Origin of the sequence: Nocardia grenadensis NBRC 108939, assembly GCF_001613445.1 — a bacterium.
Taxonomy (GTDB): domain Bacteria; phylum Actinomycetota; class Actinomycetes; order Mycobacteriales; family Mycobacteriaceae; genus Nocardia; species Nocardia grenadensis.
Genome location: NZ_BDCJ01000002.1, coordinates 192,274 through 210,179, shown reverse-complemented (window position 1 = coordinate 210,179; position 17,906 = coordinate 192,274). Strand labels below are relative to the sequence as shown.

The 17,906-nt window shown below is 68.3% G+C and carries 17 protein-coding genes; 7 read left to right on the top strand and 10 right to left on the bottom strand.

The genetic code is table 11. The features are described from left to right. The first annotated feature begins 8 nt into the window (after positions 1 to 8). Entirely contained in the window at positions 9 to 1,466 is a 1,458-nt protein-coding gene (locus NGR01S_RS02025; protein WP_063034428.1) for an ATP-binding protein, read from the top strand. Positions 1,467 to 1,485: 19 nt separating this feature from the next. On the opposite strand, the gene NGR01S_RS02020 is transcribed toward NGR01S_RS02025, so the two are convergent. Continuing rightward, positions 1,486 to 2,226: a hypothetical protein gene (locus NGR01S_RS02020; RefSeq protein WP_063034427.1), complete on the bottom strand. Its 741-nt coding sequence runs from the start codon at positions 2,224 to 2,226 to the stop codon at positions 1,486 to 1,488. A gap of 33 nt (positions 2,227 to 2,259) precedes the next feature. After that, positions 2,260 to 3,405: an FAD-dependent oxidoreductase gene (locus NGR01S_RS02015; RefSeq protein ID WP_063034426.1), complete on the bottom strand. Its 1,146-nt coding sequence runs from the start codon at positions 3,403 to 3,405 to the stop codon at positions 2,260 to 2,262. Between the two features lie 95 nt (positions 3,406 to 3,500). Between NGR01S_RS02015 and NGR01S_RS02010 the strand changes: the two genes are divergently transcribed. Beyond that, a complete protein-coding gene (locus NGR01S_RS02010) occupies positions 3,501 to 4,073 on the top strand; it encodes a TetR/AcrR family transcriptional regulator (protein ID WP_063034425.1) in 573 nt (190 codons plus the stop codon). 33 nt (positions 4,074 to 4,106) lie between these two features. Here the strand turns inward: NGR01S_RS02010 and NGR01S_RS02005 are convergent, their stop codons facing one another. Both NGR01S_RS02005 and NGR01S_RS02000 read right to left on the bottom strand, forming a co-directional pair. After that, positions 4,107 to 5,273: an alpha/beta fold hydrolase gene (locus tag NGR01S_RS02005; RefSeq protein ID WP_063034424.1), complete on the bottom strand. Its 1,167-nt coding sequence runs from the start codon at positions 5,271 to 5,273 to the stop codon at positions 4,107 to 4,109. 74 nt (positions 5,274 to 5,347) lie between these two features. Further along, positions 5,348 to 6,013: a TetR/AcrR family transcriptional regulator gene (locus NGR01S_RS02000; protein WP_063034423.1), complete on the bottom strand. Its 666-nt coding sequence runs from the start codon at positions 6,011 to 6,013 to the stop codon at positions 5,348 to 5,350. Between the two features lie 40 nt (positions 6,014 to 6,053). On the opposite strand from NGR01S_RS02000, the gene NGR01S_RS01995 reads away from it, so the two are divergent. Continuing rightward, on the top strand, positions 6,054 to 7,544 hold the full coding sequence (locus NGR01S_RS01995; protein WP_063034422.1) for a flavin-containing monooxygenase: 1,491 nt from the start codon (positions 6,054 to 6,056) through the stop codon (positions 7,542 to 7,544). Between the two features lie 373 nt (positions 7,545 to 7,917). After that, on the top strand, positions 7,918 to 9,105 hold the full coding sequence (locus tag NGR01S_RS01990) for a lipase family protein (RefSeq protein WP_063034421.1): 1,188 nt from the start codon (positions 7,918 to 7,920) through the stop codon (positions 9,103 to 9,105). Between the two features lie 90 nt (positions 9,106 to 9,195). Here the strand turns inward: NGR01S_RS01990 and NGR01S_RS01985 are convergent, their stop codons facing one another. The 4 genes from NGR01S_RS01985 to NGR01S_RS01970 all read right to left on the bottom strand — a co-directional run bounded on the left by NGR01S_RS01985 (position 9,196) and on the right by NGR01S_RS01970 (position 11,411). Next, complete coding sequence (locus NGR01S_RS01985) at positions 9,196 to 9,450, bottom strand: hypothetical protein (RefSeq protein WP_063034420.1); 255 nt, start codon at positions 9,448 to 9,450, stop codon at positions 9,196 to 9,198. Between the two features lie 9 nt (positions 9,451 to 9,459). After that, positions 9,460 to 9,750 carry a hypothetical protein gene (locus NGR01S_RS01980; RefSeq protein WP_063034419.1) on the bottom strand — a complete coding sequence of 97 codons (291 nt, stop codon included), beginning with the start codon at positions 9,748 to 9,750 and terminating at the stop codon, positions 9,460 to 9,462. Between the two features lie 122 nt (positions 9,751 to 9,872). Further along, positions 9,873 to 10,436 carry a gluconokinase gene (locus tag NGR01S_RS01975; RefSeq protein ID WP_063034418.1) on the bottom strand — a complete coding sequence of 188 codons (564 nt, stop codon included), beginning with the start codon at positions 10,434 to 10,436 and terminating at the stop codon, positions 9,873 to 9,875. A gap of 513 nt (positions 10,437 to 10,949) precedes the next feature. After that, positions 10,950 to 11,411, bottom strand: coding sequence for a VOC family protein (locus NGR01S_RS01970; RefSeq protein ID WP_063034417.1), 462 nt, complete (start codon positions 11,409 to 11,411; stop codon positions 10,950 to 10,952). Between the two features lie 403 nt (positions 11,412 to 11,814). Here NGR01S_RS01970 and NGR01S_RS01965 point away from each other — a divergent pair, with 403 nt between their 5' ends. The 3 genes from NGR01S_RS01965 (at position 11,815) to NGR01S_RS01955 (ending at position 16,399) form a co-directional block, all read left to right on the top strand. Continuing rightward, positions 11,815 to 12,411 (top strand): hypothetical protein, encoded by a 597-nt coding sequence (locus NGR01S_RS01965; RefSeq protein WP_063034416.1) that lies wholly within the window; start codon positions 11,815 to 11,817, stop codon positions 12,409 to 12,411. A 179-nt stretch (positions 12,412 to 12,590) separates the two neighbouring features. Further along, the gene (locus tag NGR01S_RS01960; RefSeq protein ID WP_063034415.1) at positions 12,591 to 13,916 is read left to right on the top strand and encodes an alpha/beta hydrolase; all 1,326 of its coding nucleotides are present in this window, start codon (positions 12,591 to 12,593) and stop codon (positions 13,914 to 13,916) included. After that, the gene (locus NGR01S_RS01955) at positions 13,913 to 16,399 is read left to right on the top strand and encodes a bifunctional lysylphosphatidylglycerol flippase/synthetase MprF (RefSeq protein WP_084480285.1); all 2,487 of its coding nucleotides are present in this window, start codon (positions 13,913 to 13,915) and stop codon (positions 16,397 to 16,399) included. The genes NGR01S_RS01960 and NGR01S_RS01955 overlap by 4 nt, the downstream gene beginning before the upstream one ends. Positions 16,400 to 16,434: 35 nt before the next feature. On the opposite strand, the gene NGR01S_RS01950 is transcribed toward NGR01S_RS01955, so the two are convergent. Further along, positions 16,435 to 16,947: a sigma-70 family RNA polymerase sigma factor family protein gene (locus NGR01S_RS01950; protein WP_063034413.1), complete on the bottom strand. Its 513-nt coding sequence runs from the start codon at positions 16,945 to 16,947 to the stop codon at positions 16,435 to 16,437. Positions 16,948 to 17,281: 334 nt separating this feature from the next. Next, the gene (locus tag NGR01S_RS01940; protein ID WP_063034411.1) at positions 17,282 to 17,902 is read right to left on the bottom strand and encodes a TetR/AcrR family transcriptional regulator; all 621 of its coding nucleotides are present in this window, start codon (positions 17,900 to 17,902) and stop codon (positions 17,282 to 17,284) included. Between the last annotated feature and the right edge of the window lie 4 nt (positions 17,903 to 17,906).

The following is a 17,906-nucleotide window of genomic DNA, read 5'->3' as shown; positions in this document are numbered from 1 at the left end:
GACCGAGAATGAGCATCTGCGATCCCGCCGAACTGCGGTCGCTGTTCCTGTTCGAGAAACTCGACGATCGGCAACTGGATTGGTTGTGCGCCGACGGCCGCATCGAAACCGTCGAGCCGGGTCCGGTGTACCAGGAGGGCGATCCGGCGACCTGCTTCTACGTGCTCATGGACGGTGAGGTGCGACTCACCAAACTGTCCGGGGGGCGGGAGATCGAGATGGTGCACACCGACCATCGAGGCTCCTATGCGGGCGCGTGGACGGCGTATCTGGGCGAGCGGGCCGAGACCCATTACAGCACCACGCTCTACGTGACCCGGACGTCGCGGTTCTATGTGCTGGACGCGCAGATCTTCTCCCGGATGATGCACAGCTGGTTCCCGATGGCGGTCCATCTGCTCGAGGGCGCGTTCTTCGGTAACCGCAACACCAACGCGCGGATCGCCCAGCGGGAGCGACTGCTCGCCCTGGGCTCGCTGTCGGCGGGGCTGACCCACGAACTGAACAATCCGGCCGCGGCCGCGGTCCGGGCGACCTCGGGCCTGCGCGACCGGATCGCGGGGATGCGCCACAAACTCGCCATGATGGCGCAGGGCAAATTCGATACCGTGGTCCTGGAGACCCTGGTCCGGTTGCAGGAGGAGGCGGCCGCCCAGGTCGCCAAGGCGCCGGAACTGTCCCCGCTCGAGGCGGCCGACCGGGAGGACCTGCTCGGCGAATGGCTCGACGACCACGGGATCCGCGACGGCTGGGAACTGGCACCGAACTATGTCCAGGCCGGGTTCGACACCGATTGGCTCGAACGCGTGGCCGCCACCCTGGAGGGCTGCACGTCCCAGGTGCTCGAGGGGGCGTTCCGCTGGCTGAACTACACCATCGAGACCGAACTGCTGATGAACGAGATCGCCGATTCCACCACGCGCATCTCGACTCTGGTGGACGCGGCCAAGCAGTACTCTCAAATGGACCGGGCTCCATTCCAGGTGGTGGACCTGCACGAGCTCCTGGACAGCACACTGGTGATGCTCAGCCGCAAGATCGGTGACTCGATCGAGGTGGTCAAGGACTACGACCGCACCCTCCCCCCAGTGCCCTGCTACGCCGCCGAACTCAACCAGGTGTGGACGAACCTGATCGACAACGCGGTGTACGCGATGGCGGGCAGGGGGAGATTGACCCTGAGCACCCGGCTCGAGAACAACTGCGCGGTCATCGTGGTCGCCGATACCGGGCCCGGGATCCCGGCCGAGGTGCGGAGCCGCATCTTCGAGCCGTTCTTCACCACCAAACCGGTCGGCGAGGGCACCGGGCTCGGCCTCGATATCTCGTTCCGCATCGTCGTCGATAAACACAGCGGGGACATCCGGGTGGATTCACGGCCCGGCGACACCCGTTTCACGGTATGGCTGCCACTGCCCCGCGCCGAGGGCGAGCCCGCGGGCACCCCGGATGCCGACGAGGCGTGAGCGGATGCCCACCGGGCGGTCAGCACGTCCGGCGGTAGATGATCGGCTGAGCGGCGACTCCGTTCGCGGCGAAGTTGGCCAGGACGAACGAGCGGAACGACCGCCGCAACAGCAGAGCCGGCAGGAAGGTGCGCAGCGCGGGCCAGCTCGCATGGTTCACCAGGCTGTAATCGTCGAACTCTCCCGGCAACGGCTGCATCAACGCCGAATCCGACAGCGATGTCTCGCGCTGGAACCAGCCCGCGGTGTACTGCCAGACATCGAAGACGGTCTCCCGGTCGTCGCCGTGGAAATAGTTGAACAGGAACCAACTGTCGGCATTGTGGTCGACGTCGGCGATCCGAGCAGCGTTGCTCGCGGCGGTCACCCGTGTGTGGCGCGCCGCACCGTCGAACAACCCAGCCAGCTTGCGCCAGACCGGTTCGGCACGCAGCGCTTCGGCGGCCGGAACACTCTCCGCCCGCACCAGCACGACCACATCGAAGCGCGCCGGGCGGATACCGCGGCGACGCAGCAGTGGCGTGCCTTCGCCCGGCGGTCGCAGAGCGGCCCGGAACACCGTCGCCTCAGCGACATCTGCGCGCCGCAGCAGGTGCGCGCACAGGCCGCCGGCCTGGTCCAGCACCCGCCGGCGCGCTCGTGACGGCAGAGCGAACGGGCCGGCCCAGCCACCGACCTCGGCGGCCAGGAGCAGGAAGCCCGAGTCGGTGGGAGTGGTGAGGTGGGCCTGTACGGCGAGCCGGTCGTTGACGATTTCCACTGTCGTACTCCTTTGGTTCGAGCGAGTCTGGGGTCAGCTACGGTCGAGACCCGACAACCGCCAGGCCAGCTTGTTACGCACCAAGGCCGTCCGGCCCGCGAGGCGCATGGCGATATTGCGGAACGGGCGCACCGCGGCCGGCATCGTTGCCAGCGAGGTGAGCCGGCCGGCGATCGCGACCACCGACTCGGTATTGCGCCGCCGGGCCGCGGCGTGCTCGTCGAGCAGTGTCGGTGACTCGCCGCGCAGCACCCGGGCCAGGGTCGTCGCGGCGGTGACCGCGTCTTCGATGCCGAGATTCATTCCCTGTCCACCGGCCGGTGAGTGCACATGGGCGGCGTCGCCTGCCAGCAGGATGCGACCGTCCCGGAAACGCTCGGCGATACGGTGGTGCACGCGGAAGCGGGAGCCCCAGACGACTTCCTCGACCACCGCCGGCTGAGCCTTCGGGCCGCGTTCGTCCAGCAGCCGTTGCACGAAGGCGACGTCGGGCTCGTGCGGTGCCTCGTCCACGGTGGCCACGATCCGGTATATACCGTCGGGCAGCGGTGCCACGACGATCAGCCCGGCCGGGGAGAAGTACAGGATCACCTCGTCCTTGGGGACCCCGCCGGAGACCCGTACATCGGCCAGGCTGAACGATTCGGCATAACTGCCGCCGATGAAGCCGATACCGGCCTGGTCGCGCACCGTGCTGTGCAGACCGTCGGCGCCGATCAGGTAGCGGGCGCGGAGCTGGGCTCCATCGGAGAGGGCGACCGTCACCAGGTCGGCGTCCTGGATCACCGTGGTCACCTCGACGGGGCGCCGCACCGGCACCCCGAGTTCGGTCAGCCGGCGTAGGAGGAATTTCTCGGTATCGGCCTGCGAGATCATCAGCGTGTAGGGGTAGACAGTGGGGAGTCGGTCGAAGGGGACGGCGATCAGCACCTGGTCCCGGTCCCGGATGGTGAAGTCCGGGGTGTGAAGGCCGCGATCGACCAATGACTGCGTCACCCCATAGGGCTCGAGCAGTTCGAGGGTGTGGGGGTGGACGACCGCCGCCCGGGAGGTGTTCGCACCTTCGGCCTGGCTGTCGACGATCACGACATCGTGGCCGAGCCGGGTCAGTACGACGGCGGCGGTGAGACCGACCGGGCCCGCGCCGACGATCAGGACATCTGCGATTTCGGTGGTCATCGTCTCACCTGCCCTCAAGAGGTCAACATTTGTTGGCATCAACGTTAGGCCGGTTCAGATTTCTTGTCAACAGCTGTTGGCCTACACTTGTTGGCATGAGAAGGACCTCGGAAGAGACGAAGGCGGTCATCCTCACCGCGGCCCGCGAACGCTTCGCCGCCGACGGCTACGACCGGGCGACGATCCGGGCGATCGCCGCCGACGCCGACATCGACCCGGCCATGGTGATGCGGTACTACGGCAACAAGGAACGACTGTTCGCGGCGGCGGCCGAATTCGATCTTGAGCTACCGGATCTGACGGAGGTGCCCCCCGACCGGATCGGCCCCGCCCTGGTGGCGCACTTCCTCGACCGCTGGGAGCGCGACGAAACACTGCTGATCCTGCTGCGTGCCGGAGTCACCAATCCGGTGGCGGCCGACCGGATGCGATCGATCTTCGCGACACAGCTGGGGCCGGTGCTCGCGAAAGCCGGGGACGACCCCCGGGAGGCGCCCACGCGCGCCGGTTTGGCGGCGTCCCAGATCCTGGGTATGGCGCTGTGCCGTTTTATCCTCGCGTTTCCGCCGGTGGCCGATATGACCCGGCCGGAGGTCATCGCCTGGCTGGGGCCGACGATCCAGCGCTACCTGACCGGACCGGTTCCGGAGATCGCCTCGGCCCGTTGATCGTCGGTCACGGTCCGGCCGGGTGACCGGGCGTTACCGATGCCAGGCCGGCACTGCGCCGGCGACACTGCTGATCCGCGCCTGGTACCGCTCCACGAACGGCAGCACCTGCTGCGCGATCACCTTGTTGTATTCGGCGGGGCGCTGCCGCGGATTCGCGTGCCCGGTGCCCCGCGGTTTCACCACCAGCAGATTCCCGTTCACCCCCCCGACCTTGTCGATCAGGACCTCCTGGGTACGCGCGACATCCACCACCCGGTCCCGGCTCCCGTCGTGCGGGCGGATGAAAACGATGGCCGGCCGCGGTTTGCCGTGCGCGGGCCCGGACAATGAACGCAGATCGTCGGTCGCGCCACCGGCCACGATCGCCAGGAACTGGGCCTCGATCAAGCCGTTGCTGGCGGCGTCGGCATTGAGTATCTTGTCCCGCAGCACCCGCCCCACCGCTTCCCGGAATTCCCCGAACCGGATACCCGGAACACCGTTGTGGTCGACGAAATTCTCCCGGCGCGCATAAGTTTCCACCGCGGCGCGCAATCCCCGGCTCTCCCGCGCACCGGGCAGCCAGCCCATCCAGCGCACCATGTCCTCCCCCAGACCACGACTCTCCGGGCGGACCGCGTCGAGATCCAGTGGCGTGCAGTCCAGCAGCACTCCCACCAATCTGCGGTCGCTGCCGAGATGGATGTGCTCGGCGACCTCGAGCGCGATGACCCCGCCCATACTGTGCCCGGTCAGCACGATATTGCGTACTCCCGACATGGCCGCGGCCCGGACGATCAGGTCGGCGATCACCTCGGTGTCGATACCGCGGTTGTCGTACCGGATCGCCCAGACCGCGCCCATCTCGCGCAGCGCCGGCAGCGCGGCGGCCGTATCGCTGGCATTGAGATTGCCCAGCCCGACCAGATCCACGACGGCGGTATCGCGTTTACCGGGGTCCACGGGTTCGGCGATCGGTAACAGCGCGGGCTCGGTCAGCGCGAGGCGCATACGCTCCGGCTCGATATCGTGCTCCCAGTATTGTGCGAACGCGATCCCGATGATCATCAACAGTGCGGCTACCCGAAACAACGCCAGTCTGGTGCGACGCAACGTCTTCCATCCGTGGCCCGGGCGCGTCTCGCGCAACCTGGCCCGGCGACGTTCGTCACTCCAGTCCGCGACGGTGGACGGATGCCATTCGTCCAACGGCGACATATTTCCCACTGTATGCGCACACCCGCCGGTGCTCCGGGTAGCGCGGCGGTGAGAATTACCGCAGCACCGCGGCATCAGTCCTTGCGGACTCCGTCGACCAGCAGCCGCCGGATCGCCTTGTTCAACGCGCCGATGGCCGCCTCGTCCGGATCGCGCAGCCCGTGCACCACCCCGGCGAGCAGCATGCCCGTCACCGCCCGGGCGGTGTTGATCGTGTCGAGATCGGCGCGCAGATAGCCCAGTTCGACGCCGTGGTCGAGGTATCCGGCGGTCAGCGCGTCGGCGGTATCGAGCAGCCCGTAGAGACGCGTGGTGAGTTCGTCGTCGATACCGGTCGCGTGGAACAGCAGCAACTGGGCCACGCGCCGATCCTCGATGAGGATACGGGTGAGTGCGGCACCGATCCGATCGATCTGCTCCCGATACTGGTCCAGGCCGGTCGCGGCATCGGGCGCGTTGTCGGTCCCGAGCGCGTCGATGATCCGGGCCGCCAGGTCGTCGATCACGTGGTCGATGATGTCGCGCTTATTGCTGAAGTAGCGGTAGAAGGTGCCGTGGCCGATGCCCAGCTGGGACGCGATATCGGCGATCCCGGTCGCGTGGTAACCCTTCTCGGCGAAACAGACGAAGGCGGTATCGATGATCTCCTGGCGTAGCTCGGCCTTACGGCGTTCGGCCCGCGTCGGTGGCTTCGTCACGCCCCCGATGATATCGTCATCAGAAACGGAATGATGTGTCATTCTGTGATGAATCGTTCAGCGGAGCAGCAGGAGGTTCGGCGTGACACCTCGATACGACGCCGTCGTGGTCGGCGCGGGGTTCGGTGGTATGGGGGCCGGTATCCAGCTCGACCGCCTCGGCCTGCACGACTACGTGATCCTCGAACGCGAATCCGATCTCGGGGGCACCTGGCACGTCAACCGCTACCCCGGCCTGGCCGTCGATATCGCCTCGGTGACCTACTCCTATTCCTTCGAACCGAACCCGAACTGGTCGCGCCTGTTCGCACCGGGCGCGGAGCTGAAGAAGTACGCCGAGCACGTCGCCGAGAAGTACGGCCTCCGCGAGCGGATGCGTTTCGGTACCTCCGTCGAGAGCGCTCACTGGGACGCCGAGCACCAGTACTGGGTGGTCACCGTCGCCGGCGGCGATACGCTCACCGCGCGCTATCTACTGACCGCGACCGGTTTTCTCTCCCAGCCCTACACCCCGCCGTTCCCCGGTATCGATACCTTCGCCGGCAAGATCGTCCACACCACCGCCTGGGACGATACCTACGACCTCACCGACCGCCGGGTCGCGATCGTGGGCACCGGCGCCACCAGCGTGCAACTCGTCCCCGAGGTCGCGGACCGGGCCCGCGAACTCACCGTGTTCCAGCGCACTCCGATCTGGGTGGTGCCCAAGGTCGATATGCCAATCCCGCCCGCGGTGCAGCGCCTGTTCACCCGGGTCCCGGTCACCCAGAAGGCCGCGCGGCTGGCCAATACCACCGCGCTGGAAGCGCTCATGGTGATCGGAGTCCTGCATTACAAGCAGGCCAAACCCTTGAACAAGGCGGCGGCGCTGCTGGCCAAGGCGCATCTGCGTGCCCAGGTCCACGACAAGCGGACGCGGGAGCAGCTCACCCCCGACTACGATTTCGGCTGTAAACGCCCGACCTTCTCCAACCGCTACTTCGCAACCTTCAACGAACCGCACGTCCGGTTGGAGACCGGCGGTATCGATCGAATCGAACCGGACGGGATAGTCACCGCTGCCGGCACGAAGACCGAGATCGACACGCTCGTGCTGGCCACCGGATTCAACCTCTGGGATGTGAACTTCCCGGCCATCGAGATCATCGGCCGCGACGGAGTGGACCTCGGGAAATTCTGGCGGGACAACCGGTTCCAGGCCTATGAAGGCATCACCGTGCCGAAATTCCCGAACTTCCTCAGCCTCAACAGCCCCTACTCCTACAGCGGCCTGTCCTACTTCACCACCATCGAGGCACAGATGAAACATATGGCCAGGCTCTTCGGGGAGCTGGCCCGCCGCGGTGAGACCACCTTCGAGGTCAGTGCCCGCGCCAACACCGAATTCCTGGACCGCGTCACCGGTAAGCTCGGTTCTTCGGTGTTCTACGGTGGCGACTGCGCCACTGCCCGCAGCTACTACTTCAACCAGCACGGCGAGGCGGCGCTGCTGCGCCCGACCAGCACGGTCAACGCGCACCGCGAGGCGGTACGGTTCCCCCTCGACGACTATCTGTACGGCCGGGCCGGCTGACCCGCGCCGCCGCCGAGTTCGGCAGGGCGTCCAGGCCGCGCGGGCCGAAAGCAAGACCATCCCCCTTGTGATCGGTCCGGCCATACCGGCCGATGATTATGAACTCGCGCAGTTTTCTCGGTCCTTCGGACCCGAGCGTCCTCTTGACCCGCTAGCGTCGTATCGTTGCTCGTCGGGCCGAACTCGGGGCGCGGCCACAAGCCATCGCAGACAGTTCGTTTCGAGCGATAACTCGCCGTCGCCGCGGTTCACCTGTGACAGCGACCGATATCGTTCGCTGCCCCACCGCGCACCTCATCCACGGCGACGGCCGTCGCGGCGTCACGAGCGCCGGGCCGGACGCCGGTCGATTCCAGCTGTCCGAAAGAAGAACGTGTTAAGAGTTTCCACCCGTATCCTGGTCCTGCTGTTGACCCTCGTCTCGGTCGGTGTTCTCGGGGGTGGCGCCAACGCCGAACCGCTCTACCCGCAACCGGATCCGGACCCCTTCTACACCGCACCTCCCGAGCTCGCCGGATTGCAACCGGGCGAGGTGGTGCGCACCCGCAAGATCGATACCGGTATGTACGTGGGCACCGAAGGCTGGCAGGTAGCCTTCCGGTCCACCAGCTCCCTCGGTAACCCGATCATGGGTGTGACCACGGTGCTACTGCCCGCGGGCGTGAAGAAGCCGCCGCTGGTCTCCTATCAGGCCCTGATCAATTCGCTCGGCACCCGATGCAATCCGTCGCGGTCACTGTTCAACGGTGAACTACAGGACGCCGTCGGCGCGATGCTGCCGATCGGACGCGGCTGGGCCATCTCGGTGCCCGATTACCTCGGACCGAATGTCGCCTACGCCGCCGGACGGCTCAGCGGAATGGTCACCCTCGACAGTGTCCGCGCCGTACAGCGGGTCGCCGAACTCGGCCTCGCGGATTCCCCCGTGGCACTGGCCGGTTACTCCGGGGGCGGGCTGGCCACCGGATGGGCCGCGGCCCTGCAGCCCTCCTACGCACCCGATCTGAAGATCGCGGGCATCGCCGCGGGCGGTATCCCGGCCGACCTGGAGCAGATGGCGCTGGGTCTCGGTTTCGCCCCGCACCCGGGTTTCGGCCTGGCCTTCGCCGCGGCCATGGGTCTGGAGCGGGAGTACCCGGACCGGCTGCCGATCTCCGACCAGCTCAATGAGAACGGCCTGTGGTTCCGGGAGTTCACCCATGACGCCTGCCGGCGGTTCCTGCTGTTCCACGGCGCTTTCCGCAGTGCGGAGCAGATGGCCGCGTCCAAGAGTCTGATGGACAGCCCCGCAGCGCATCAGGTGCTGCGCGAGAACAGCCTGCGTTACTTCGACGGGGTGCCGACCGCGCCGACCTATCTGTGGCACGGCCGCTTCGACGAGCTCACCCCCTACGATGGGGTGGCCGAGTTCACCGACCGTTACTGCCGTGCGGGCGCGCCGGTGAAACTCACCACCTACGACATCGCCGAACATATGACCGCCGCCGCCGCGGGCTTCGCCGATGCCTGGAATTTCGTGGAGGCCAGGTTCCGCGGTGAACCCATGGCCACGGGCTGCTGAGCAAGCGGCCACGCCGGAGATCTCCGGCCCGTCCGGTGGAGTCGACCGGACGGGCCGCACAGGTGTTCGAGTGACGCGAATACCGCGGGCTCAGCTTCCGGTTTCGCGTTCCACCAGCCGCGGATGGTCGGGGTGACCGGCGATCGAATACTGCGTCGCGAGCCGGCGTAGTCCGGCCAGATCCGTCGGATCGGCCATTACCTCGGTGTCGAGGTCGAGGATGAAGTGTCCGGGCCGCACGAACCGTGCCGAGCGGCCGAGATCGCCGTCGGGGTGTTCGACGGTAACGACCCCCGACACCGCGGTGATCCGGCCGTCCTGGTCGTATTCGATCTGCACGCGCACGGGTCCCCCTCAGCCGGGTATCGGACTGGACCAAGCTATGTAGAAGTAGTAGTAGGCCGGTTCCCCCGGGCCGTTGTTGTGTATCTCGAAATGGGTTTCGTCGTGCCCGCCGCGATAATGCGTAATGTTGCGGACCGCGATCTCGGCGGCGCCGTCACAATAAGCGGTGAAGGCGTAGAGCCGATTCTCCCGGCCCCACTCACCGCCTGCGGTCCACCAGTGGTCGGCTTCCCCCGCTGCCAGCGGACCACCGAAATTACAGAACGCGCCGAGCCAGTTCAGTGGTACAACCTGGACCATCAGGCCTCCCTGGAAAGATCGGCGGAAAAGCCGTCACATCACCCGGGCGGTATTACGAGGTCGAACCGGTTCGTCGCCATTATCACCCACCGGGGCGGGGGCTGTCACGGGTGGAACCCGGGTCATCGATCGGGACGGTCCTGCGCCGTGTACTCCGGCAGCGACCGCATCACCACCTCCACCGCGTGCTGGGCATTGCGGCTGCCGTGCAAGGCGACACCCCGCTCCCCCGGTTGCAGGGGTTCCAGGGCGGCGAGCTGGGAATCGAGCAGCGCGGCCGGCATGAAATGTTCGGTCCGGCCCGTTATCCGTGCCAGGAGTTCGTCGCGATCGGCGGTCAAAAGCAGGAAGTAGACACCGGGCGCCCCCGTCCTCAGCACATCGCGGTAGCGGCGTTTGAGTGCCGAACAGGCCATCACGCCGCCGGTCCCCGCGGCGGTGCGTGCTCGCAGCCAGTCGCCGACCGCGGCGAGCCAAGGCCCCCGGTCGCTGTCGTCCAGCGGAAGCCCGGACGCCATCTTGTCGATATCGGCCCGGGAGTGGAGGTCGTCCGCGTCGGCGAAGGGCACGCCGAGTCGCCGGGCCAGCAGCCGGGCCGTGGTGGTCTTTCCGGTACCCGAAACCCCCATCACCACGACGCATGGCGCACGGGAAAGCGGGTCTTGCGTCGATTCCACGACCGTCATCGATTCCTGTCGACCCCGGGCGGTCCGAGCGAACCCGCCGGGTACTCCTCCAGCGGCACGCGGTCGCGCGCCCCATCGGACAGTACCGGTTCCAGCAGCCGCCAGGCCTCTTCCCCCTGGCCGGAGCGGAGGAACAGCCCGCGATCTCCACGCGGGACGTTGAGCAGCGATCCGCCTAGGCGGGCAGTTCCGGCGGCTCGCTGCGCGCCGTGAGGGTGCCGCCGCAGATCACCGGCCGCTCCATCATCGGGCCGGCTCCGCGCGATTCCGGTCGCGACGAACGGCCCGTGTACCGTTCCGTCGCGAGTGTTCCGGCGGGTATCGCCGAGGGGACGATGGGATCTGCGTTCTTCCGTCTTCCCGCGCGCTCGGACGATCGGTACGGCCTGCCGACGACAATCGGTCTCAACGTAACAGCGGGTCAGGGGACCGTGCGGGGGCCGCGATGGGCAGACGGTGCATGTGGCCCCGAGGCGCACCGACCCCGCCCATGAGCCCGCGGCCGGGCGCGGGTCAGTCCAGGCAGAACTCGTTCCCCTCGGGATCGGCCATCACGATGAACCCGGCCTCCAGCGGCGGAGCGGGCTCGTGGCGCCGGATCCGGGTGCCGCCCAGCGCGACGAGCCGGTCGCATTCGGCCTCGAGCGCGGCCATCCGTTCCTGCCCCTGAAGCCCCGGCGCCACCCGAATATCGAGGTGGACGCGGTTCTTGGCGACCTTGCCCTCCGGGACCTGCTGGAAGAACAATCGTGGGCCGTTCCCGTCCGGATCCTCGACGGCCGACCTCGCGTTGCGCTGCTGTTCGGGGACGCCGATCCCGGCGAGAAAGTCATCCCACGCGGCAAGTGGGTCGGCGTCCGCAGGCAGCTCGACTCCCGGCGGGCCCGGATGGATGTAGCCCAGGACCTCACGCCAGAACGACGACAGCGCCCGCGGATCGTGGGCATCGAAAGTGACCTGAATATCGCGACTCATCGAAATGCTCCGTTCGCAGAGAGGTGAGTGTGCACCCGGCCATTCTGGCAGGCCGGGCGGACAGAATCGGTCCGCAATTCCGTGCGGTCCGGGCGCGCGGGATGTGACGTACGCTGCCGAGCGTGGCTCGGCCGGATGAGGGCCGCATCCGCCCGATTCACCGCGCCGACGCCGAGCTCGGGCCCGGGCGCGCCCGCCTCACTCGCCCGGTGCGGCGTGATCTCCCCGCCGAGTTTCCGCTACATCGACCCCGGCTCTGAATTCGTTGGCGCGAAACACTTTCCGAGTTTCACATCGGAATCGATCAGCGAATTCCGGTTCCGGCGAAGCACCCGATGAGGACAGAACGGCCTGGCAATGGTTCAATTCCCGGCGTACGACCCGGAGTGCAGGAGGAAATGGAATGGCAGTGCGCTACTCGAAAAGAGAACAGACCAAACTCGTCAACCGAGTGAAAAAACTCCTCACTCAGGGTAAAACGCTCAATGCGGCGTGCATGCAGGTCTCCGAACGCGAAGGTGGGCTTCCCGCCACGAACACACTCGCCAATTGGGTCCGTGCCGCAGGACTTCCCGAAAGCGCCGAGACCACACCGGTCGCGGACACTCCCGCCCCCGCGAAACCCCGGCGTCGTCCCCGCGGTGCAGGCAAGGTGACCGCGAAACCGGTCGCCGCCAACGAGACCGAGGCACCACAGGTCGTCGCGGAACCGGCGGAGACCACCGCCGAGGCCACGGTGGCCGAGCCCACCGAAGCGGCACCGGAAACCGCCGGACCGGCAGCGGAAATCACTGCCGAGACCACGGAACCGGCAGCGGAGACCACCGCCGAGCCCACGGCCGAACTGGTCCGGGTGCGCCCCACGGATACCACCGTGGACTCCGCGCACGAACTCGACGACCTGCTCGACGAGAACCACCGGTTACGCACCGCGTTGAACGAGGCCAACCGGGAGATCCGTGCCATGCGCGACCTTCTCGTCGTATACGCGAGCCGGTAGCTCGGCCGTCCCCCGGCCGGGCCGTCCGCCGGACCGGTTGACCGAACATCGGCAGGTGGACCTCGCGTGCACGCACCGCGGCAAGAGCCGCGGCCCCGCCCGTCCGCCGCTACCTCCGGTGTTCCGGAAGCGGGCGCGCGTCCCGGTCACCGGTCCGGCAGGGCTGCATACTGGACGTCATGTCGTGGTCCGGGCTCGTCGAAGCGGTACTCGACCTGCATGTGACAACGACCGCGGCGACTTTCGTATTCGTTGCCGTCACGGCGGTGTGCCTGGCGACGCTGGTGATCCGCCGGGACCGGCGGTGGCTACTCGCCGGTGTCGCCGTCGTGGTGGCGGTGGCCGGGGTGTCGGTGGCACTCGCCGCGGTGCTCATCGAGAAGGTCTGGCGGCCGTTCCCCGATCCCCTGCCCGCGTCGGTCTATGTTTGGTCGGGGCTGGCGATTCTGGCGGTGGCGCTGGCCGCCGGGCGCGGGTTCGTCCGGCGCCGGGACCGGTCGCGGCCGCTGATCGCGACCGGACTGGTCGCGGCAGCCGCCGTGGTCGTGCTCTGTGCCGCCGGCGGGATCAACACGGGATTCGACGCGTATCCGACGGTGCGGACCGCGCTCGGCATGACCGACTACCGGACCGTGCCGTTCGATACGACGCTGGCGCCGGTGCCCGGCGGATCGCCGGCACCGGCGAACTGGGCCCCGCCCGCCGAAATGCCGGAGATGGGCGCGGTGACCCGCGCCGCCGTTCCCGGTGCCGTGTCCGGGTTCCCCGGCCGTGATGCGCGGATCTATCTGCCCCCGGCGTACTTCACCGATCCCCGGCCTGCCTTGCCGGTGCTGGTCCTGCTGGCCGGGCAGCCGGGCACCACCGAAGACTGGCTCGTGGGCGGCCGACTCACCCACATCATGGACAGCTACGCCGCCGCGCACCGGGGGCTGGCGCCGATCGTCGTGCTCGCCGACGGTACCGGCGGCCGGTTGGCCAATCCGCTGTGCGTCGACTCGCGGCTCGGTAACGCCGCGACCTACCTGGCCGTGGACGTACCGAATTGGGTACGCGCCCATCTGCAGGTGAACCCGGACCCCCGCGCCTGGGCGGTGGGCGGGCTGTCCTACGGCGGGACCTGCGCCCTGCAACTCGCCACCACCCGGCCCGAGGTCTACCCCACCTTCCTCGATCTCTCCGGACAGGCCGAACCGACACTCGGCGACCGGAAGACCACGATCCGGGAGGCCTTCGGCGGCGACGCCGACGCCTTCGCCCGGAACAATCCCGCCGACCTGCTGGCCCGCCATCGCTACCCCGACTCGGCCGGCGCCTTCGTCGTGGGCCTCGGCGACACCGAATACCGGGCCGCGATCGAGCGGCTCGCTGCCGCCGCGCGCGCGGCGGGAATGGATGTCCACCTCACCGAACTGCCCGGCGGGCACAGTTTCGCCGTGTGGTCCGCCGGTCTGGAAAAGGAGCTGCCGTGGCTGGGCCACCGTCTCGGTCTGGACGCGTCGTGAAGACCCGCGTCGTAGCGGGGCTCTCCCGCGCACCCGTATCTCTCGGGCTGCTGGCGGTGTTCTGGGTTCTCGCGGTGATCACCGGGGCATGGGCGAAGGGCCCGTCGCACGAGCTGGCCGCGCACGTCTCGCTCGGCCTCCCGACCCTCGACGACGGGTACGTCTGGACCCTGTGGACCTCGGGACTGTTCGCCTCCGGGACGGGCGGCTACCTGCTGGCGAGTGTGTTCGTGCTCGCTGTCGCGGTGCCGGTGGAACAGCGCATCGGCAGCAAGCGGTTCGTGATCGCGGTATTCGCCGCCCAGGGCGCGGGCGCCGCGCTGGCACTCGCCGCGGCACGGCTCGCGTCGGCGGTGCCGAATTCCTGGGGTCTGGAACTGCACGGCCATCTGACGGCCGACCCGCTGCCCTGGGTCTTCGGGGCACTGCTCGCCGCCAGCGCGGCGATGCACACCCTGTGGCGCCGGCGTATCCGCGCACTGTTACTGGTGATCCTGGTGACCACGGCCCTGTTCGCCGGGCATCTGCCGGATGTGACGCGACTATGTGTCGCGCTGGCCGGTCTGCTCATCGGACCACTGCTGTTCGGGCGCTCCGCGCTCGGCCCGGTCCTCGGCGGAACGATCCGGGAGCGTCGCACACTCGTCGCTCTCGTGGTCGCGGCCAGTGTCCTGGGCCCGCTCTTCGCCACGTTCTCCCCGCATGCCATCGGGCCGCTGTCGTCCTTGCGTGAACTGTTCGATCAGGTGCCCTACAGCGCGCGCGAACTCGTCGACATCTGCGCCGATCCGGCCCTGCACGACGAGTGCCGCAGAGGGCAGCAGGCGCTGCGCCTGTCCGGTATCGGACCGCTGGCCATGAACATCCTGCCGTCGATGCTGCTGCTCGTCGGGGCGGAGGGTCTGCGGCGTGGCCGGCGAGCGGCCTGGCTGCTCTCGGTCGGTGGGCATATCGTGCTCATCGGTCTCGCGGTGGTCAGTGTGATCGTGCGGACCGTCGAACAGGACGAGGCACGCTGGGTGCTCTACGGCATCCATCGGCACAGCTCGGTGTACCGGGATTTCGCTCCCCTACTCGCCCTGATCGCGATCCTCGCGCTGTTGCTGGCCACCCGGCGGCTCTTCGATGTGCGCGCCGCGCGCGGGACGTACCGCCGGGTCTGGCTGGGGACCGCCGCGGCGGCGGGGGCCGCGCTCATGGCCTACGTGGTGTTCGGGACACTGCTCGCCGGCGGTTTCGACCGCGACCCCGGGGTCGGCACTCTGCTGCGCGATGCCCCGTTGCGACTGCTGCCGCCAGTCTACCTCCAGCTCTTCGAACCGCCGGTATTGCCGCTGACCTCGGCGGCGACACTGCTCTTCGAGTGGGTCGGCGTGCTCGTCTGGGTGACATTGTGCTTGTTGATGTTGCGCAGTTTCTTCACCCCGCCCGCCGGATACGACCTCGGCGGTGAACGCCGGGTGCGGGAGCTGTTACACAACCCGGGCGGCGGATCCCTGTCGTGGATGAGCACCTGGGCCGGCAACAGGTACTGGTTCGGCGCGGACGGCCGGCATGCGGTGGCCTATCGGGTACATTCCGGTGTCGCGCTGACCACGACGGACCCGATCGGTGCCCGTCGCGGTCTGGCCGCGGCGGCCGACGAATTCGCGGCCTGGTGTCTCGGCAACGGGTGGACGCCGTGCTTCTACTCCGTCGGGCCCGATACCGCGGCACTCGCCCGGGAACACGGATGGAGCTGCCTGCAGGTCGCCGAGGAGACGATCATCGATCTGGCCGATCTGGCGTTCAAGGGCAAGAAGTTCCAGGATGTGCGGACGGCACTGAATCGTGCGGGCAAGGAGGGGATCGAGGCGAGGTGGACAACGTTCGCCGAGGCGCCGCTGGCGGTGACCGAGCAGATCGTGGAGATCTCCGAGGAATGGGTCGCGGACAAGGGACTGCCCGAGATGGGTTTCACCCTAGGGGGTCTGGCCGAACTGCACGACCCCGAGGTCCGGCTGCTGCTGGCCGTCGATCACGACGATCACGTCCATGCCGTCACCTCCTGGATGCCGGTGTACCGGGACGGTACCCTCGTCGGCCTCACCCTGGATTTCATGCGGCGCCGCGCCGATGGATTCCGCGTGGCGATGGAGTTCCTCATCGCCTCCGCGGCATTGTCGGCCCGGGAGCAGGGTCTCGAGTTCCTCAGCCTGTCCGGGGCACCGCTGGCCGGTGCGGACAGCAGCGGCCCCGACCTGGACCGGAGCGCGCTCGACGGTTTGCTCGATCTATTGGGCCGCACCCTGGAACCGGTCTACGGCTTCCGGTCGCTGCTCGCTTTCAAGGAGAAGTTCCAGCCACGCCACCGGCCCGTGTACATGGTGTTTCCCGATGCCACGGCACTGCCGACCATCGGGATCGCCGTCGGCCGGGCGTACCTACCGCATCTGTCGCTGGAGGAGAGCGGGCAGTTGCTGACCCACCTGCTCCGCCGCTGACCCGCCGCGGTGGGCTCGGCACACCGGACCGATGATCAGCGACGCAGCGAGGTCTCGCGATCCAGGCGCGCGAGTTGGACCGGATTCCGGACCGCGTACAGCCCGGTGATCAGTCCCTCGCCGATACGAATCGCGACGACGGTGTCGGCGGCACCGTCGAGTTCGACGATCAGCGCCGAATGACCGTTGATCCGGACCGGACGCAGGACCGCCGCACCCGCGATCCGGCCCAGGACCTCGGCGACCGGGCCGGAGCCCACCACCACCGGCATGGTCGCCGCCCGCACGACACCGCCCCCGTCGGTCAGCAGCACCACATTGGGGGCGAGGATATCGAGCAGGTTCCGCAGGTCGCCCGTATCGACGGCCCACCGGAAGGCCGTGAGGGCGGCCCGGTCTCGGCCGCCGAGACCGCGCCGCGCGGACGCCGCACCGCGATATGGGCGCGGGCACGGTAGTTGATCCGGCGGACCGCCGCCGGGGTTCTGTCGGCGGCCTCGCCGATCTCGGTGTAGTCCATCGCGCAGTACGCACACCGCGCGTTCCACGGGGCCGGTGTCACCATCAGACGCCGCGCCCGGCTCTTCCGTAACAGCGCGCGCCGATAATTCATGGCACACCGTCGAGTTGTTGTGCCGGCCCGGCGCCCGCCGTCTCAGGGCCGTTCGATCACGCACGACCGGTGAGGACCCGATGATGGAATCCCCGTTTCGGCCTGAACCCGACGAACTCGCCGTCGAGATCGGCCGGCGGCTCGCCGGCACCGGCCTGGCGATCACGCAGTCCGGGCTCCCGAAGTCGACCCTCGAACTGGTGGAACTGCACGGAGTTCCGCCCACTGCCGGTCACCGGCGGCCTCGCGGTGCGGCCGGTCACCGGCGCTCACCGGTTCGCGATGGATCGGGCCGGAGCGGGGGCGGTGACACTGTCCCAGGCGTGCATCGCGTGGTCGATCACCTGCTGGGCGTCCGCACGGGAACAGCCGTCGCGGGTCCGGATCGCCAGACCGTGCAGGACGGTCAGATAGAACGAGGCCACGGCGTCGATTTCGGTACCGGCCGGTATATCGCCCTCGGCGCGCCCGCGCTCGAGTCGGGCGAGCAGTTCGGCCCGGTCCCGGGCCCGCAGTTCCGCCAGCATATCTCGGACGTGGGTGTTGTCCGGGGTGACGTTGGTGGCCGCGAGCACCACCATACAACCCAGCGGCGTCGCCGGGTCGAGGTTGGCGTCCACCCGTTGCCGCAGCATCGCCTCGACCGCTTCCCGCGCGGTGCACAGCCGGTCCATCGGGCGCGGGGTCGCGCTCCCGTAGAGCGCGACGGCCTCGCGGAACAGCTCCTCTTTGGAGCCGAAGGCGGTGTAGAGGCTGCGCGCGCCGATACCCATCGCGGCGGTGAGGTCGCTGATCGAGACGCCCTCGTATCCGTGTTCCCAGAACAGGTACATGGCGGCGCGCAGCGCGGAGTCCCGATCGAAGCCACGCGGGCGTCCCGGTCCCGGCATCACA

Bases quoted from the DNA above. Each gene is read 5' to 3' on its own strand.
- NGR01S_RS01965 (WP_063034416.1), top strand. From the start codon at position 11,815: ATGGCAGTGCGCTACTCGAAAAGAGAACAGACCAAACTCGTCAACCGA.
- NGR01S_RS01970 (WP_063034417.1), bottom strand. From the start codon at position 11,411: ATGAGTCGCGATATTCAGGTCACTTTCGATGCCCACGATCCGCGGGCG.
- NGR01S_RS02010 (WP_063034425.1), top strand. From the start codon at position 3,501: ATGAGAAGGACCTCGGAAGAGACGAAGGCGGTCATCCTCACCGCGGCC.
- NGR01S_RS01940 (WP_063034411.1), bottom strand. From the start codon at position 17,902: ATGCCGGGACCGGGACGCCCGCGTGGCTTCGATCGGGACTCCGCGCTG.
- NGR01S_RS02015 (WP_063034426.1), bottom strand. From the start codon at position 3,405: ATGACCACCGAAATCGCAGATGTCCTGATCGTCGGCGCGGGCCCGGTC.
- NGR01S_RS01960 (WP_063034415.1), top strand. From the start codon at position 12,591: ATGTCGTGGTCCGGGCTCGTCGAAGCGGTACTCGACCTGCATGTGACA.
- NGR01S_RS02005 (WP_063034424.1), bottom strand. From the start codon at position 5,273: ATGTCGCCGTTGGACGAATGGCATCCGTCCACCGTCGCGGACTGGAGT.
- NGR01S_RS02000 (WP_063034423.1), bottom strand. From the start codon at position 6,013: ATGACACATCATTCCGTTTCTGATGACGATATCATCGGGGGCGTGACG.
- NGR01S_RS01980 (WP_063034419.1), bottom strand. From the start codon at position 9,750: ATGGTCCAGGTTGTACCACTGAACTGGCTCGGCGCGTTCTGTAATTTC.
- NGR01S_RS01975 (WP_063034418.1), bottom strand. From the start codon at position 10,436: ATGACGGTCGTGGAATCGACGCAAGACCCGCTTTCCCGTGCGCCATGC.
- NGR01S_RS02025 (WP_063034428.1), top strand. From the start codon at position 9: ATGAGCATCTGCGATCCCGCCGAACTGCGGTCGCTGTTCCTGTTCGAG.